General features: G+C 56.7%; 15 protein-coding genes. 9 read left to right on the forward strand and 6 right to left on the reverse strand.

The features are described 5' to 3' along the window. The first annotated feature begins 17 nt into the window (after positions 1-17). From ACW4TB_RS14245 to ACW4TB_RS14255, 3 genes are all read left to right on the forward strand, one after another. Entirely contained in the window at positions 18-242 is a 225-nt protein-coding gene (locus ACW4TB_RS14245) for a DUF2188 domain-containing protein (RefSeq protein ID WP_031325469.1), read from the forward strand. Further along, positions 239-673 carry an HhH-GDP family DNA glycosylase gene (locus ACW4TB_RS14250; protein WP_023662647.1) on the forward strand — a complete coding sequence of 145 codons (435 nt, stop codon included), beginning with the start codon at positions 239-241 and terminating at the stop codon, positions 671-673. The genes ACW4TB_RS14245 and ACW4TB_RS14250 overlap by 4 nt, the downstream gene beginning before the upstream one ends. A gap of 83 nt (positions 674-756) precedes the next feature. Continuing rightward, the gene (locus ACW4TB_RS14255; protein ID WP_023662648.1) at positions 757-1,194 is read left to right on the forward strand and encodes a response regulator; all 438 of its coding nucleotides are present in this window, start codon (positions 757-759) and stop codon (positions 1,192-1,194) included. On the opposite strand, the gene ACW4TB_RS14260 is transcribed toward ACW4TB_RS14255, so the two are convergent. Next, the gene (locus ACW4TB_RS14260; RefSeq protein WP_023662649.1) at positions 1,191-1,607 is read right to left on the reverse strand and encodes a low affinity iron permease family protein; all 417 of its coding nucleotides are present in this window, start codon (positions 1,605-1,607) and stop codon (positions 1,191-1,193) included. The two genes, ACW4TB_RS14255 and ACW4TB_RS14260, sit on opposite strands and share 4 nt — an antisense overlap. Before the next feature lie 165 nt (positions 1,608-1,772). On the opposite strand from ACW4TB_RS14260, the gene ACW4TB_RS14265 reads away from it, so the two are divergent. Further along, a complete protein-coding gene (locus ACW4TB_RS14265; RefSeq protein WP_023662650.1) occupies positions 1,773-3,116 on the forward strand; it encodes a cation:proton antiporter in 1,344 nt (447 codons plus the stop codon). A 59-nt stretch (positions 3,117-3,175) separates the two neighbouring features. On the opposite strand, the gene ACW4TB_RS14270 is transcribed toward ACW4TB_RS14265, so the two are convergent. Together ACW4TB_RS14270 and ACW4TB_RS14275 are read right to left on the reverse strand one after the other, a co-directional pair. Then, on the reverse strand, positions 3,176-3,394 hold the full coding sequence (locus ACW4TB_RS14270; RefSeq protein WP_128637320.1) for a con-10 family general stress protein: 219 nt from the start codon (positions 3,392-3,394) through the stop codon (positions 3,176-3,178). A gap of 136 nt (positions 3,395-3,530) precedes the next feature. Continuing rightward, positions 3,531-3,983 carry a response regulator gene (locus tag ACW4TB_RS14275; RefSeq protein ID WP_023662652.1) on the reverse strand — a complete coding sequence of 151 codons (453 nt, stop codon included), beginning with the start codon at positions 3,981-3,983 and terminating at the stop codon, positions 3,531-3,533. A gap of 268 nt (positions 3,984-4,251) precedes the next feature. On the opposite strand from ACW4TB_RS14275, the gene ACW4TB_RS14280 reads away from it, so the two are divergent. After that, positions 4,252-4,530 (forward strand): hypothetical protein, encoded by a 279-nt coding sequence (locus ACW4TB_RS14280; RefSeq protein WP_023662653.1) that lies wholly within the window; start codon positions 4,252-4,254, stop codon positions 4,528-4,530. Between the two features lie 57 nt (positions 4,531-4,587). Here ACW4TB_RS14280 and ACW4TB_RS14285 read toward each other — a convergent pair whose 3' ends face one another. From ACW4TB_RS14285 to ACW4TB_RS14295, 3 genes are read right to left on the reverse strand one after another with little or no spacing between them, the layout of a single operon-like run. Then, on the reverse strand, positions 4,588-5,913 hold the full coding sequence (locus ACW4TB_RS14285; protein ID WP_023662654.1) for an SDR family oxidoreductase: 1,326 nt from the start codon (positions 5,911-5,913) through the stop codon (positions 4,588-4,590). A 32-nt stretch (positions 5,914-5,945) separates the two neighbouring features. Further along, positions 5,946-6,179 (reverse strand): PLD nuclease N-terminal domain-containing protein, encoded by a 234-nt coding sequence (locus ACW4TB_RS14290; protein ID WP_014859183.1) that lies wholly within the window; start codon positions 6,177-6,179, stop codon positions 5,946-5,948. A gap of 13 nt (positions 6,180-6,192) precedes the next feature. Beyond that, complete coding sequence (locus ACW4TB_RS14295) at positions 6,193-7,395, reverse strand: zinc-dependent alcohol dehydrogenase (RefSeq protein WP_023662655.1); 1,203 nt, start codon at positions 7,393-7,395, stop codon at positions 6,193-6,195. Between the two features lie 207 nt (positions 7,396-7,602). Between ACW4TB_RS14295 and ligD the strand changes: the two genes are divergently transcribed. The 4 genes from ligD to ACW4TB_RS14315 all read left to right on the forward strand — a co-directional run bounded on the left by ligD (position 7,603) and on the right by ACW4TB_RS14315 (position 14,057). After that, complete coding sequence (gene ligD, locus ACW4TB_RS14300; protein ID WP_023662656.1) at positions 7,603-10,383, forward strand: DNA ligase D; 2,781 nt, start codon at positions 7,603-7,605, stop codon at positions 10,381-10,383. A 697-nt stretch (positions 10,384-11,080) separates the two neighbouring features. Beyond that, positions 11,081-12,568, forward strand: coding sequence for a SulP family inorganic anion transporter (locus ACW4TB_RS14305; RefSeq protein WP_455828367.1), 1,488 nt, complete (start codon positions 11,081-11,083; stop codon positions 12,566-12,568). 11 nt (positions 12,569-12,579) lie between these two features. Continuing rightward, positions 12,580-13,431 (forward strand): universal stress protein, encoded by an 852-nt coding sequence (locus tag ACW4TB_RS14310; protein ID WP_012316922.1) that lies wholly within the window; start codon positions 12,580-12,582, stop codon positions 13,429-13,431. Between the two features lie 92 nt (positions 13,432-13,523). Then, on the forward strand, positions 13,524-14,057 hold the full coding sequence (locus ACW4TB_RS14315) for an NUDIX hydrolase (RefSeq protein WP_009684099.1): 534 nt from the start codon (positions 13,524-13,526) through the stop codon (positions 14,055-14,057). Positions 14,058-14,079 lie beyond the last annotated feature (22 nt).

Raw genomic sequence — 14,079 nt, forward strand, 5'->3', positions numbered from 1 at the left:
GCTAGGAGGAGCACACGATGGACAACTACCACCTCAGCCCTACAGCAAATGGATGGGAATTGAAGAAAGCCGGTGCTGAACGCGCCTCCAAGCGAGCGGCGACTAAGCATGAATTGGTCAGCGCCCTCGCAGATTTCTTCGATGGCAAGACGGCATCGGTGAAGATCCATAAGGCGGATGGCACTATCGAAGAGGAGCGCACCTACCCCCGATCTGCTGACCCGCGCCGTAGTGAAGGTTGAAGACCGTAACTGCCTCTGACCTCGGCATCGAAGTGACGGATGTCGGGGGAGTGTTCAGGTGGTTGCTGGCCAGCTTTCTCATGGGCAAGCGCATCCGATCTACAGTCGCCATGAGGGCATACCGGATGCTTGCCGATGAGCAGGGACTAGATACGCCGTATAAGCTTTCGCAGGCTACACATGCGACCCTTGTGAGGCTGCTCGGGCAGGCTGGGTATGCGCGATACGATGAATCCACTGCCCGACGATTGCATGCCCTTGGTAAGAAGGCCGACGCGGAATTGGATGTTCAACTTGAGGCGCTGCGGGACGATCCAGGTTGTGAGGGCTTCAAGCGCTGGCTGCTAAGCTTCGAGGGTATAGGCCCTAAGACGGTGGAGATTTTCATGCGAGAAGCACTTGTCTATTTGTCTGTGTCTGGCAGCCATTGAGCGAATAATGGCCATTAGCCTCCGTCGACACGCGTCCAGATGAGTGGAACACTCGAAAAATCAATTATGGACTGGAGAGGGTGATGAAGCTCGACATCGAGGGTTTGTCGCTGTTAGGGAAGACAGTAGTTGTCGTGGAAGATGATCCAACGCTTCAAACCCTGCTGGTGGATATCCTGATTGAGTTGGGCGCTGCGTGCGATACGTTCGATAACGCCGAAGACGCCTTGATTCACTTGATGGCGCTCAAGAGCGACTGTTCGTTGATCGTTGTCGATCACGGTGTTCCTGGAAGTATCAAAGGCATGGAGTTCATCTCCATGGCCCACGAAAGGTGGCCTGGGCTGCCCGCCATCCTGACCTCTGGTTACCAGCTTGATCCATCGCAGGTCACCCCACCTGTCACTTACCTGTTCAAACCATGGTCAATTGACGAGCTCGCTGAAGCTATCAACCAGGCGCTCAGCTCTGCAAGTGTTCCGCCAGCTCTGCCCGCATCGTCCGACCATAACGCTCTTTAGCGCTGCAGGTTGTCTCGATCTGCATCGTCCGCCCGCTGCTCGCTAGACATTTGGTGGGGCGTCTCGCAGTGGCTGCCCATCGCCTGATATTCCTTGCGAAGTTTATGGATCTCTCGATTGTCGAGCGCTTCAAGATCGAGCACCGACTGCTCTGCTGATTTCGTAGCACGGATAAGCTCGTCGAGCTTCACGTGGATGATGTCGTTGTCCCGGTTCTGGGTATTCTGGATCAGGAAAACCATCAGGAATGTGATAATGGTGGTCGACGTATTAACGATGAGTTGCCACGTGTCGTTGTAGTGAAACCAGGGGCCTGATGCAGCCCACATGGCAATCAACACCACGGCGATCAAGAAGGTGCTCGGCTTACCGGCGTGGTTGGCGAGCCATTGGCAGAACTGGGCGAATTTCATGACGGTAACTCCAATGCGACCTATCGGTTTTGACAGCAGAGGAGCGCTGAAATCTTTTTTTACATTTCGCCGTGATGATGGACGAACGCAATAAGTGCAGCGGAACGACGTGTTTAGCCAGAAAGTCAAAAAGTAATCGAAAATTCTCCCAAGGCTTCTGCGCAGATGACCTTCATCGTCTGGTTCGCCATGCTGGGTGCAGTGCTCCTGCTGCTCTCGCTTTCATCCTCGTACCTGCGCTGGATTCCCGTTACAACATCCGTTGTGTGCCTTGGGTTAGGTATGGCTCTGGGAACATCGGGCCTGGGTTTCCTACAGCTCGACTTGAGCAAGTCGAGTGGCTGGATGGAGCACCTCACCGAAGTCGCGGTGTTGTTTTCGCTGTTCTTCAGTGGCCTGAAGTTGCGCTTGCCCTTGCGCAACCGCAGCTGGTTGAGCGCTTTCTATCTGGCGGGGCCGGTGATGTTGCTCTGCATCGGTGGGGTAACGCTGGTGCTGCATTACGGCCTCAGCCTGGGGTGGGGAGTGTCCGTTCTGATTGGAGCTATCCTGGCACCCACAGACCCGGTGCTGGCAACCCTGGTACAGGTGGTTGATGCCCAGGACGATGATCCTGTCCGTTTCAGCCTGTCCGGTGAGGCAGGGCTTAACGATGGAGTGGCTTTTCCCTTCGTCATCCTCGGCCTGTTCCTGCAACAGGATACCGGGCAAGCCTGGTTCTCTAGCTGGCTCCTCAAGGACATGCTGTGGGCAGTCACTGCAGGTCTGCTGCTGGGCTACTGGATGGGGCGTGGCTTGGGCAAGTTCACGCTTTTCTTGCGTTTGCGCAATGACGACAGCACCGTGTCGCCCAACGACTATCTCGCCCTTGCCCTGATCGCGCTGGCTTATGTGAGCGCCGAGACTATTCAGGCCTATGGGTTTCTCGCGGTTTTCGCTGCGGGCCTCGGTTTGCGCCAGGCCGAGGTTCAGACCTCAAATAGCCCCGAAGATCCAGCTGCAGAACATCTGGTACAGCCTGTGGTAGGACACCAGCATGTCGCGCCGGAGCAGGCTGTCAAAGGTGATGTGGAAGGGCTCGATGACTCGCAGGTGGCTGCGGGGATCATGTTGGGTGACATGTTGGCATTCGGCAGCTTGATCGAACGGGCAATGGAAGTTTTCCTCGTCACCATGCTAGGGGTAGTGCTGATTGAGCATTGGGTCTGGCGGGCATTGCCGGTCGCCGGAGCGCTGTTCCTGCTGATGCGACCCTTGAGCGTCCTCCTGTTTCCGGTTAGGGGAATGCTTAATGTCCGGCAGCGAGGGCTTTTGGGTTGGTTTGGCATCCGAGGTATCGGCAGCTTCTACTACCTGTTCTATGCCCTCAATCATGGGCTGCTTCCCGCCTTGGCCGCGCAGAGCATCAACCTGGTGCTGTCAGTGGTGGCGTTGAGCATTCTGCTACATGGATTGAGCGTTCAGCCGCTACTTGCCAGATACGAAGCGTGGAAGGAGAGGGTTTCCTGATGGCTATTCAACAGAAAGGTGCCAGGGCAGCTATTGCCCTGGCACTGAATCACCGCCAGTTAGCGGTTTTCGCTACCGCGACCGCCGCCGTGGCTGCTTTGCCCGCCTTTACGGCCTGCCTCGGAGGCACGCTCACGGTCGTTGGCAAAATTGCCGCCTGAACTCTGCCCGCCTTTGCGACCTGCCTCCGACGCTTTCTCGCGATCATTGGCAAAATTGCCAGGATTGTTCTGAGCAGTACCACCTTGATGGCCACGATGGGTTTGGTTGTTAGCCATGATCTTTCACCTCATGTCGTCACACAGGAAAGTCTGTGTTCAACTCGGACGTCGGGGCGCGGGGTGTTTACTCCGAGGGTTTTAGCCGAGGCCGACAGGTTGCGCGAAAGAACCGGTGCAGGCGTGTGTGGTGTCCTTAAGCTTTGTTCGCGAACGTTTGGAAAGGATCAAGCTTTGCAGACGCCGACCTTCCAGCCCCCTCGGCGTGGTTAAGCTGAGCGCAAAGCAGTTCTTGGAGCTGGGTGATTGGCCACGGCTTAGGAAGGAACTCCGCACCTGGCGGCAACACTCTCCCTGCAAATTCGTAGTATCCGCTCATGACAATGATGCGCGTCTGAGGTTTTTGCTGGCTTGCCATGCAGGCAAGATCAACCCCATTGAGTAAACCGGGCGTTTGTACATCCGTTATCAGCAGCGTCCAATCTTGCTTCCTCAACGCCTCATTGCCGTCATCGGCAGTCGCCACCGCTGTCACCATGGCCCCCCATTCTTCCAGGTACAAGGTCAAAAGCTCTCGAATCATGGGTTCGTCCTCAACGATAAGAACAGTTGGGCGAATTATCTTCGCAGCGGAAAGCAGCTCTTTCATACGGGTACTCGGATATGCGGCTGCAGGACGGGAGGGACATCCAGGTCTGCTTGCTTACTTCCAGCAAGACGTAGCAGCGCGCCATCACTACGACATCGCGAGCGTTCAAGAAATTCACTCCAACTTGAGTCAGTACCATCAATTCGCATCCGTGAGCGGATCTATAGCGGGGGCGATCCTCGGGACGCATCCATGCCGCTGACACCGCTCTGCTGAACCTCTGGGAGCAAGGATGACTCAACCCTCCATCAGCGTATGAGGCCTCCTGATGCGAACGCTCGAGAAAAACCTGTCTGCCGCCCAATTGCTGAAGCTCAATTGTTTGGCGGTTTGGTATCGGGTACTTAAAGACAGGGCATTGCGCATGGACTCGCCTGACGACTATCACGAGGAACTGCTTCGCCAGGCCGATGAGATGGATCGTCGAGGGATTATCTGCTGGCAGGAATGGCGCGATCTTCGTCTGGAGGCTGACGCTGCTTACCTGAGAGCGGTAGCAGGGGAGGACTATCGCCATGTTAATCCCACGAGCTCGTTAGCAAAGTAGGGATCGAACGTGATCTCGCAATGAAACCACGCTCATTCCTCTGTAAGCAGACCTTCTCTATCTATCCCTGCGTCGTGAATGTGTGAGGCTAAAACCCACAAGGATTCCCAGCGCCGCTGCGCCGATCAGCAGGGGCGTTTTATCTTTTGGCTTCCTCCAACCTCCGTCGATACCCCTCCTGCCACTCGGAGGCTCAAAGAGGTTGCCTGACGATGTTTCGGCTATGGGGCTGCGATTTATCCCCCAGCGCGACAGCCTTCCTGACAACAGAGGCAGCCCTGGTATCAGGTAGCTGGCCAAATGCGCGAGGCGCGCCGCAGCGCCAACCGTGGTGTGAGCACGAGGCGAGATTGCGCAGGCCACCATAGCCTTCGCCACCATTTCGGGATCGTATACGGGGCCTGGCGGTGTCAGTGCATGCCCGGTGTAGTTGCCGCCGTCTCGGAAGCCTGGTGTGTCCATGACTGCTGGATAGATATCGCAGACGTGGATGTTGGGGAATTCAGTCAATTCGCCCCGCAACGCCTCGGTCAGCCCACGTAAGCCGAACTTGCTCGCTGAATAAGCGGCTGCATAGGGTTGAGCCACCCAGCTGCCCAGCGACAGCGTGTTGATCAGAATGCCGCTACCCTGCGCCTTGAAGAGGGGAAGGGCGACGTAGGCACCTCGCAGGTAACCGATCAGGTCGGTCTGGATGACCTGCTCGTGCGCCTCCAACGGCGTTTCTTCAAAGTTGCCGACCGCGCCGACCCCCGCATTGTTGACCCAGATATCGATCCGTCCTTGGCCAAAGTCTGCAGCCTGAGCGGCCAGCGCTTGAACCTGGTCGCTGTGGGTGACGTCGGTCGTGATCGCTATGGCATCCGTACCGCAATCGGTGCATTCATCGAGGACGTCGAACAACGCCTCTTCATCGCGTGCGGCGAGTACCAGGCGAGCACCTTTGCATGCAAAGGCATGGGCGGCGGCTCGACCTATACCGCTGGAAGCGCCAGTGATGACCACGACCTTGCCGCACAGAGGCCCTTTGAGCGGAGCGCCACGGTCAGGCGCTTCTCGTTTCGCAGCCGAGGCGCTGGGGTCAAGGGGTGCAATGGGGTCGCTGGCCTCGATCCGCGAGAGCTCAAGGGAGGTGCCGTCGACCAGAATCAACGTCAGCCCTTCGACCGTGCCTGCCTCCCGGTTTGGAAATACGGGCTCACCTTCGGCATTCAGGCTGTCGTAGATGAAGCGCGTACCTTCGAGCCAGCCCACGGCGGTAAGAAGCTCAGGGCCGAGATAATACTTCCCGTCTTGAAAGAAGCCGGGGAACTGATGAGCGCGCTCCACGTTTTCCACGCGATAGCGTTCGCCTGATTTCATGCCTGTCGCTTGATCGATCATGTTGAAACCCCTGTAAGTGGCGCTGGGAAATGTCAGCCTTTGCTGTGCTCGTCGGAAGTGGGCCCGGTACCTCGCTTGATGCCGCGTGGGCCAGCAACGCCCCAGATCCCCAGGCCAACCAGTGGTAGCGCGACGATCAGCAGGGCCCAGGCCGCTTTGACTGCATCTGACTTGTCGCTCCGGAAGACGCTGACGATGGCCCACAGATCGATGAGTAAAAGGATTGCTGCCACGGCAATCCAGAAGTAGCTGGCGAGACCGTTCATGTGCTTGTCTCCTTTACACGAAGTCAGGGCCCAAGGTGCCCGCTGCCGCGCCTGGCACGAGGATGACCTTTCGGCAGTTGTCCTGCTTCTGATCGAACATCTTGTAGCCCATGGCTGCCTCTTCGAGGGCTAAGCGGTGTGTGACGATCAATTCCGGTTGTAGACGTCCTGCTTCGATGTGTTCCAGCAGCTCAGGTAGATATTTCTGAACGTGGGTTTGGCCCATCTTGAAGGTAAGGCCCTTGTCGAACGCGTCGCCGAACATGAACCCGTGAATGAAGCCCGCGTATACTCCGGGGACACTCACGATGCCGCCACGCCGCACGGCAGCAATGCTCTGGCGCAATGCTTTGCCACTGCTGCCTTCAATCTTCAGGGCCGTCATCACCGTTTCGGCGGTGCTGCCCTTGGCCTCGAACCCTACCGCGTCGATCACCGCATCGACCCCGCGCATGCCTGGTGTCTGACGGATGATGCTGTCGGCTGGATCGTCGTCCTGCTCGAAATTGATCGGTATGACGCCGTAAGCCTCGCGGGCGTAGGCCAGGCGGTAGTCGTTGTCATCGACCATGAAGATGGTTTGTGCCCCGAGCATTCGCGCACAGGCGGCGCTCAGCAAGCCCACCGGCCCGGCACCGTAGATCGCCAGCGATGAACCCTGGCCAATCTCGGCATTGATGACCGCCTGCCAAGCGGTGGGCAGAATGTCCGAGAGGAACAGCACCTTGTCATCGGCCAGGTCGGTGGGCACTCTGAACGGGCCGACGTTACCCTTGGGCACCCTCACGTAATCCGCTTGGCCGCCAGGGATACCGCCATAGAGATGGCTGTATCCGAACAGCGCGGCGCCCGGGGGAATGCCCTTCTTGTTGATGATCGAGCCACGACCTGTGTTGGTGGTTTCGCAGGCAGCGAACAGATCGTGCTGACAGAAGAAGCAGCTGCCGCAAGCGATCACAAAGGGAATCACCACGCGGTCGCCGATCTGGAGATCAGTGACTGCATTCCCGGTGTCCTCGACGATGCCCATGAACTCGTGGCCGAAGATATCGCCGGCTTCGGTTTCTGGGATTTTGCCTCGGTAGAGGTGCAAGTCGGAGCCGCAAATAGCTGTCGCGGTGACCCTGAGGATGATGTCGTCTTCTTGCTCGATGATGGGATCAGGAACGTTATCGACCCTGACGTCGTGTGCTCCGTGGTAGGTCAGTGCTCTCATAAACGTCAGCTCCTGCAGCCGTGTATTTGCGTGATCGGTATGCAGGGGAAGCCATGACAGATGGCAAAGTTCAGACCAACAAGTCCGGTGGTACTTAAAACACATTCTCGACGCCCCCCTTTCAAGCTGAACATTCCTGATCAGGCAGGTATCCAACCATCTGAGTCATTGCGAGAAGGGCAGGCCAATTAAACGAGGAGCCTGGCGATGGACGACACGATGTTGGCATTCATGGTGTTCGCGGCCTCACATCCCAAGGTGCTTGCGCAGGTACGAGCGCTGACAGAAGCGGAGGCTTTGGAAGCTGGCGAAGCACTCCCGGATCTTCGCGAAACCATGGCTGTACAGATCCTCAGTGCTGAAGCAAAGGCTCAGCGCAAAACCCTGGACAAGCTAGTTGAAATGATTTTGGACAAGGCCGTCATCGAGCCCGATGCACCAACCAATGCCAATGGCTCCAGCCTTGAAAAGTACAACCGGATGCGAGATTTCGACGCATCACCTGAGCCTTCTGGAATTCGTAAACAGTCGACGCGGACGATTCAGGCTCTCCAGTTTTGCGTACAGAAGCATGACGCCACACGGTTGCATTACGACTTCCGCCTGGAGCTCGATGGTACGTTGAAGAGTTGGGCGATCCCCAAAGGGCCCTGCCTCGATCCGAAGGTGAAGCGGTTGTCGGTGCACGTGGAGGATCACCCGCTGGACTATGCCTCGTTCGAAGGCACCATTCCCGAAGGCCATTACGGTGCTGGTGATGTGATCGTCTGGGATCGTGGTATCTGGCTTCCTCAAGGCGATCCAGCTGAGGCGTATAAGAAGGGACGCCTGAAATTTCAGCTTCAGGGGGAGAAGCTGTCCGGCCTGTGGAGCCTGGTTCGAACCAACATCGAGGGTAAGCAGGAGCAGTGGTTCCTCATCAAGCATCAGGACGAGTCGGCTAAAACGCTGGCTGACTTCGATGTAGTGGCGGAACAACCGAACAGCGTGCTAAGCGACCGTATCCTCATCCCCAAGAAACGAGGTAAATCCAAGTCATCAGCGTCCGTTGATTCAGCAGCTAAAGCAGAGCCGCTTCGAACGGCTCATGCCGTGCCGGCAGACCTTCCAGAGAAGCTCGCACCGCAGTTGGCCACGCTCGTCGAGTCGAGTCCCCAGGGAAGTGAATGGCGCTTTGAGATCAAGTTCGATGGCTATCGGATGCTCTGCCGAGTCGAAGCTGAGGACGTGCGCCTGTTCACCCGCAATGGTCATGACTGGACTGATAAGCTGCCGAAGCAGGCCGCAGCCATCAAGGAGCTTGGCCTGGAAAGCGCCTGGCTGGATGGCGAGATCATCGTACCGAATGCTGACGGCGTGCCCGATTTCCAGCTGCTGCAGAACGCGTTCGACGCGGGCAAGAGTCAGGGCATCATCTACTACCTGTTTGACCTTCCATACCTCAACGGCGCCGACCTTCGCCTGGTGCCTGTAGAGCAGCGACGAGCTGCTCTCAAGGACATCATGGACAGCAACGAAAATCCCTTGCTCCGATTCTCCGACGACTTCACCGAAGACGTGGACGCACTCATGAACAGCGCGTGCCAGATGAAGATGGAGGGCCTGATTGGGAAGCGCTCCGGTAGCCCCTACGTATCGAGGCGCAGCGACTCTTGGATCAAGTTGAAGTGTAAGCATCGCCAGGAGTTCGTGATCGTTGGCTACACCGATCCTAAGGGTGCTCGAAGCGGCTTTGGGGCACTGGTGCTGGCCCTGACTGAAAAGGACAGCGGAGAGCTTCGGTACGCCGGCAAGGTTGGCACCGGGTTCACCGAGTCGACCCTCTCCACCATCTTGAAGAAGCTGCAGCCCTTGGAGCAGAAGGAGGTGCCGGTGGCGAATCCGCCAAAGGGTGTCGACATCAAGGGCATCCACTGGTTAAAGCCGGAGCTCCTGGCTGAGGTCATGTTCGCTGAGATTACCTCAGATGGGGTGGTGCGGCACGCCGTCTTCCATGGCCTCCGCACTGACAAACCCGCCAAAGACATCACGGAAGAGAAGCCGGCGCCCGCGCCAAAAAAGGCGACATCTGCCAAGGCGGAGGCGACCAAGCCAACAAGCAGTAAGGTTAGGATTACGCACCCCGAGCGAGTCATCGACCCCAGTAGTGGCCTCACGAAGCGCGATCTGGCCGAATACTATGCCCAGGTCTCATCTTGGCTCCTGCCTCACCTCAAAGATCGGCCCGTTGCGCTCGTGCGAGCGCCTGAGGGCATCACTGGCGAACTGTTCTTCCAGAAGAATGCTGAGCGCTTGGCAATACCCAATATCACGACCGTACCGAAAGCTGAAGCAGGCAAAGTAGGCATGGTGATCGATAGCGTCGAGGCCTTGGTCGGCGCCGTGCAGATGAGCACCATCGAACTGCATTCTTGGAACGGCACGACAGCTCACATTGATCAGCCAGATCGCTTCGTACTCGATCTCGACCCAGATCCTGCTTTGCCCTGGAAGGCGATGGTCGAGGCGACACAACTGACCCTAGTGGTGTTGGATGAGCTGGGGTTGCAGTCGTTCCTGAAAACCAGCGGTGGCAAGGGTATCCACATCATGGTGCCGCTTACGCCGAAGGCTTCATGGGAAGAGGTGAAGTCGTTCAGCCAGACTGTGGTGAGGTACATCGCCAAGCTCATCCCTGATCGCTTTTCCGCTGTGCTTGGCCCGAAGAACCGCATCGGTAAGATCTTCATCGATTACCTACGAAACGCTAAAGGCTCGACGACGGTCAATGTTTATGCGGCCCGAGCCCGTGAAGGACTACCTGTATCTGTCCCGATTTACCGAGAAGAGATCGTCGAGCTCAAGTCCGCAGCGAGGTGGAACATCACCAACCTTCAGGAGCGCCTGGATGAGCTTGCCGGCGATGATCCTTGGGCAGGCATGGCCAGAACTAAGCAACTCATCACTTCAGAGATGAGCCAGCGAATCGGCATGAAACAGGAGGAGTAGAACGATGGACAACTCGTTCGCTGACCTGAGCAGTTGTCATCTTTGCTGTTATCCACTTATTAACCTGCCGACTGAGCTCGCCGATGCCCGGTCATAAGCGAGTGCGGCCCCTGTCAGTCGCCCATGCAATGGCTCTGGAAACAGTCTCACCAGGTCGCTTTGCATAGGCCTCTTCAATCCGAGCAAAGTCTGAGGATTCGTAGATGCCAATGAAGAGCTGAGTAACGTCCGTGCTGGATACGCGAGCCTGAATATCCAGCCAAGCTCCATCTGGTGTAACCGTCTGGCCAACTCACCCCTCAGCACACAGACCAGCTCGGACAAGAACGGGTGGAAAACAAAGCCTTGCCCGCAGGTATACCCATTGAATAAGCCTGTATCTGACGTAGGTCATGCAGAGCCTGCCAGCGGGTCGCAATCGACGATGGCTTCATTGTATACTTCGGCTCCGCATACCCCTTGAGCTACAGGAACATCAGCATGACTGTACTCCAAACGATCTACTGGCAGCCTACGCCGCCTTAGCGCTACGCCCCCTCGCAACAACCTGCTTCCGCTAGCCTCGCTCGCGGGTGCTCACTGCTGTACGCCTGGTTTTACACCTTAAGCACACAGCAAAAAATCCTCAAAATTTGAATTTGTATCGATTCGCTCGCCACTCCCTTGGCGTGCGCGATGCTTTGCCTTGGATATTTATATGCTGCAAAAACTTAGACAAACGTGGTTTTCCAACGTCCGTGCCGACGTGCTCGCGGGGCTGGTGGTCGCACTCGCGCTGATCCCGGAAGCCATCGCCTTTTCCATCATCGCCGGGGTAGATCCCAAAGTCGGTCTCTACGCCTCCTTCTGTATCTGTGCTGTCATCGCCTTTGTCGGCGGGCGCCCCGGAATGATCTCGGCGGCGACAGGCGCCATGGCACTGCTGATGGTTACGCTGGTAAAAGAGCATGGACTCCAGTACCTGCTGGCCGCGACGCTACTATGTGGCGTACTTCAAATCCTTGCCGGCTACCTGAAGCTCGGCTCGTTGATGCGCTTTGTTTCACGCTCGGTAGTCACCGGCTTCGTAAACGCATTAGCGATTCTGATTTTTATGGCGCAATTGCCTGAGCTGACCAATGTCACCTGGCATGTCTATGCCATGACCGCTGCGGGCCTGGGAATCATCTACCTGTTCCCGTATGTACCGAAAATCGGCAAGGTGATTCCCTCTCCATTGGTGTGCATTCTGACGCTGACTGTCATCGCCATTTACCTCGGTTTGGATATCCGCACCGTCGGTGACATGGGCCAACTGCCTGATACGCTCCCGATCTTCCTCTGGCCTGAAGTTCCGCTGAATTTTGAAACCCTGCGCATCATTTTCCCGTACTCGGCTGCGTTGGCAGTAGTGGGTCTACTCGAATCAATGATGACCGCGACCATCGTCGACGACCTTACCGACACCACCAGCAACAAAAACCGCGAGTGCAAAGGCCAGGGTGTGGCCAACATCGCTGCCGGCATGCTTGGCGGCATGGCAGGTTGCGCCATGATCGGCCAGTCGATCATCAACGTGAAATCTGGTGGCCGCACCCGTCTCTCGACATTGTGTGCCGGCGTTTTCCTGCTGCTGATGGTGGTATTTCTTGGCGAGTGGCTCTCCAAAATCCCTATGGCGGCACTCGTGGCTGTGATGATCATGGTGTCCATCGGCACCTTTAGCTGGGATTCCTTGCGTAATCTGAAAGAGCATCCGCTGTCGACCAACCTCGTCATGGTGGCGACCGTCGTGGTCGTCGTGGCCACTCACAATCTGGCTTACGGCGTACTGGTAGGTGTGCTGCTGGCCTCCCTGTTCTTCGCAAACAAGGTCGGGCACTACCTGGATATCAAGAGCACTCTTGAAGAGACGAAATCGCATCGGACTTACCGCGTCGTGGGCCAGGTGTTCTTTAGCTCTGCGGACAAGTTCACTGAGGTTTTTGACTTCAAGGAGGCGCTCAACAAGGTCACCATCGATCTCACACAGGCGCATTTCTGGGATATCACCGCCGTCGCAGCGCTGGATAAGGTCGTGATCAAGTTCCGACGCGAAGGCGCTGAGGTTGAAGTGCTCGGTCTCAATGAAGCCAGCGCGACAATCGTTGACCGCTTCGGCGTGCATGACAAACCCGGTGCCATCGACAAGCTCATGAGCCACTAAGGAGAACGACAATGACCCGCGTAATGGCATGCATTGATAACTCACAATCCTCATTGGCGGTCTGCGATTACGCAGCATGGGCCTCGCAACGACTCAGCGCTCCCCTGACCTTGCTTCATGTGCTGGATAAGGAGAAATATCCTGCATCCGCTGACCTCAGCGGCAATATCGGTCTCGGTAGCAGAGAACATCTGCTGGAAGAGTTGGCCATGCTGGATGCGCAGCGGGCAAAACTGGCGTTGGAGCATGGGCAGCACATGCTTGAAAAAGCTCGCGAGCGAACAGTTCACTCTGGCGCCATGTCACCTGATATGAAGCAGCGCCATGGCCATCTCGTCGAGAGCCTGAGCGATCTCCAAGACGATATTCGGTTACTGGTGATTGGAAGAGTCGGTGAGGACAGCACGCGCAGTGCCCAAAGTCTTGGCAGCCAGATTGAAGCGATAGTCCGAACTATCCACCGCCCCACCCTGATTACAACCAGCCATTTCAGGAAACCTGAAACGGTCATGGTGGCATTTGACGGCAGCGCAACAGGCCACAAGACCTTACAGATGCTTGCTTCAAGCCCGCTGTGCGAAGGCCTGCCAATTCATATCGTCATGGTTGGAACGGATTCTGAAGACAACCAGAACGCGCTGGAGAAGGCACGAACCACGCTTGCGTCTTCCGGCTCGCTGGTGCATTCCGAGATCCGCCCAGGCGAAGTAGAGTCCACACTGCATGCGTATCAGGCAGAGCACGGCATTGACCTCTTGGTCATGGGGGCGTACGGGCACTCACGCATCAGGCAGTTTCTGATAGGCAGCACGACCACGACGATGCTGCGTACATCCACTGTACCCTTATTGCTGCTTCGCTGAGCCAGTTCCACTGGCCACAGTATTTCCAGAACTGAGGAAATACCGTGGCCACCCTGGACGATGACTAACTGATCTTGCCGCTACGAGACCACATGCAACTCATAACTGAAATTGTTCACCCCGAGCTGAAATCCAAGCAGGGCAGAGTATTCCGTCGACATGCAGCTCGCGGCATCGTGATGCGGGGTGAACAGATCCTGTTGCTGTTCACCGAGCGCTATAACGATTTCAGCTTTCCTGGAGGCGGCCTTGATGGTGACGAGGACATTGTCGCAGGCCTGAAGCGTGAGCTTGAGGAAGAGACTGGTGCTCGTGAAATACAGGTGCTCCAGCACTACGGTTACATCGAGGAGTACCGGCCCTACCAAAAGCCACAGTACGATCTGATGCACATGACCTCGCATTTTTATCAATGCGAAGTAGCGCCCCAGCTAGAGCCGGTGAGAATGGAAAGCCACGAAATCGCTAATGGTATGCGGCCTGTCTGGATCAACCTGCATGAAGCCATCGCACACAATGAAGCCGTCATGCAGCGTCACGAGTCTTCGATGGGGCAGTCAATTCTGCGCGAAACCTACATGCTGAGAAAAGTCGCTTCCGAATTGTTGATGCCAATCAGCCTTTGAGCTGACTATTTGGCGAAGTCCA

The organism is Lelliottia jeotgali (assembly GCF_977070485.1).

Coding starts and splice junctions, on each gene's coding strand:
- ACW4TB_RS14315 (WP_009684099.1), top strand. CDS start 13,524: ATGCAACTCATAACTGAAATTGTTCACCCCGAGCTGAAATCCAAGCAG.
- ACW4TB_RS14275 (WP_023662652.1), bottom strand. CDS start 3,983: ATGAAAGAGCTGCTTTCCGCTGCGAAGATAATTCGCCCAACTGTTCTT.
- ACW4TB_RS14245 (WP_031325469.1), top strand. CDS start 18: ATGGACAACTACCACCTCAGCCCTACAGCAAATGGATGGGAATTGAAG.
- ACW4TB_RS14265 (WP_023662650.1), top strand. CDS start 1,773: ATGACCTTCATCGTCTGGTTCGCCATGCTGGGTGCAGTGCTCCTGCTG.
- ACW4TB_RS14255 (WP_023662648.1), top strand. CDS start 757: ATGAAGCTCGACATCGAGGGTTTGTCGCTGTTAGGGAAGACAGTAGTT.
- ACW4TB_RS14260 (WP_023662649.1), bottom strand. CDS start 1,607: ATGAAATTCGCCCAGTTCTGCCAATGGCTCGCCAACCACGCCGGTAAG.
- ACW4TB_RS14295 (WP_023662655.1), bottom strand. CDS start 7,395: ATGAGAGCACTGACCTACCACGGAGCACACGACGTCAGGGTCGATAAC.
- ligD (WP_023662656.1), top strand. CDS start 7,603: ATGGACGACACGATGTTGGCATTCATGGTGTTCGCGGCCTCACATCCC.
- ACW4TB_RS14290 (WP_014859183.1), bottom strand. CDS start 6,179: ATGAACGGTCTCGCCAGCTACTTCTGGATTGCCGTGGCAGCAATCCTT.
- ACW4TB_RS14310 (WP_012316922.1), top strand. CDS start 12,580: ATGACCCGCGTAATGGCATGCATTGATAACTCACAATCCTCATTGGCG.
- ACW4TB_RS14270 (WP_128637320.1), bottom strand. CDS start 3,394: ATGGCTAACAACCAAACCCATCGTGGCCATCAAGGTGGTACTGCTCAG.
- ACW4TB_RS14305 (WP_455828367.1), top strand. CDS start 11,081: ATGCTGCAAAAACTTAGACAAACGTGGTTTTCCAACGTCCGTGCCGAC.
- ACW4TB_RS14285 (WP_023662654.1), bottom strand. CDS start 5,913: ATGATCGATCAAGCGACAGGCATGAAATCAGGCGAACGCTATCGCGTG.
- ACW4TB_RS14280 (WP_023662653.1), top strand. CDS start 4,252: ATGCGAACGCTCGAGAAAAACCTGTCTGCCGCCCAATTGCTGAAGCTC.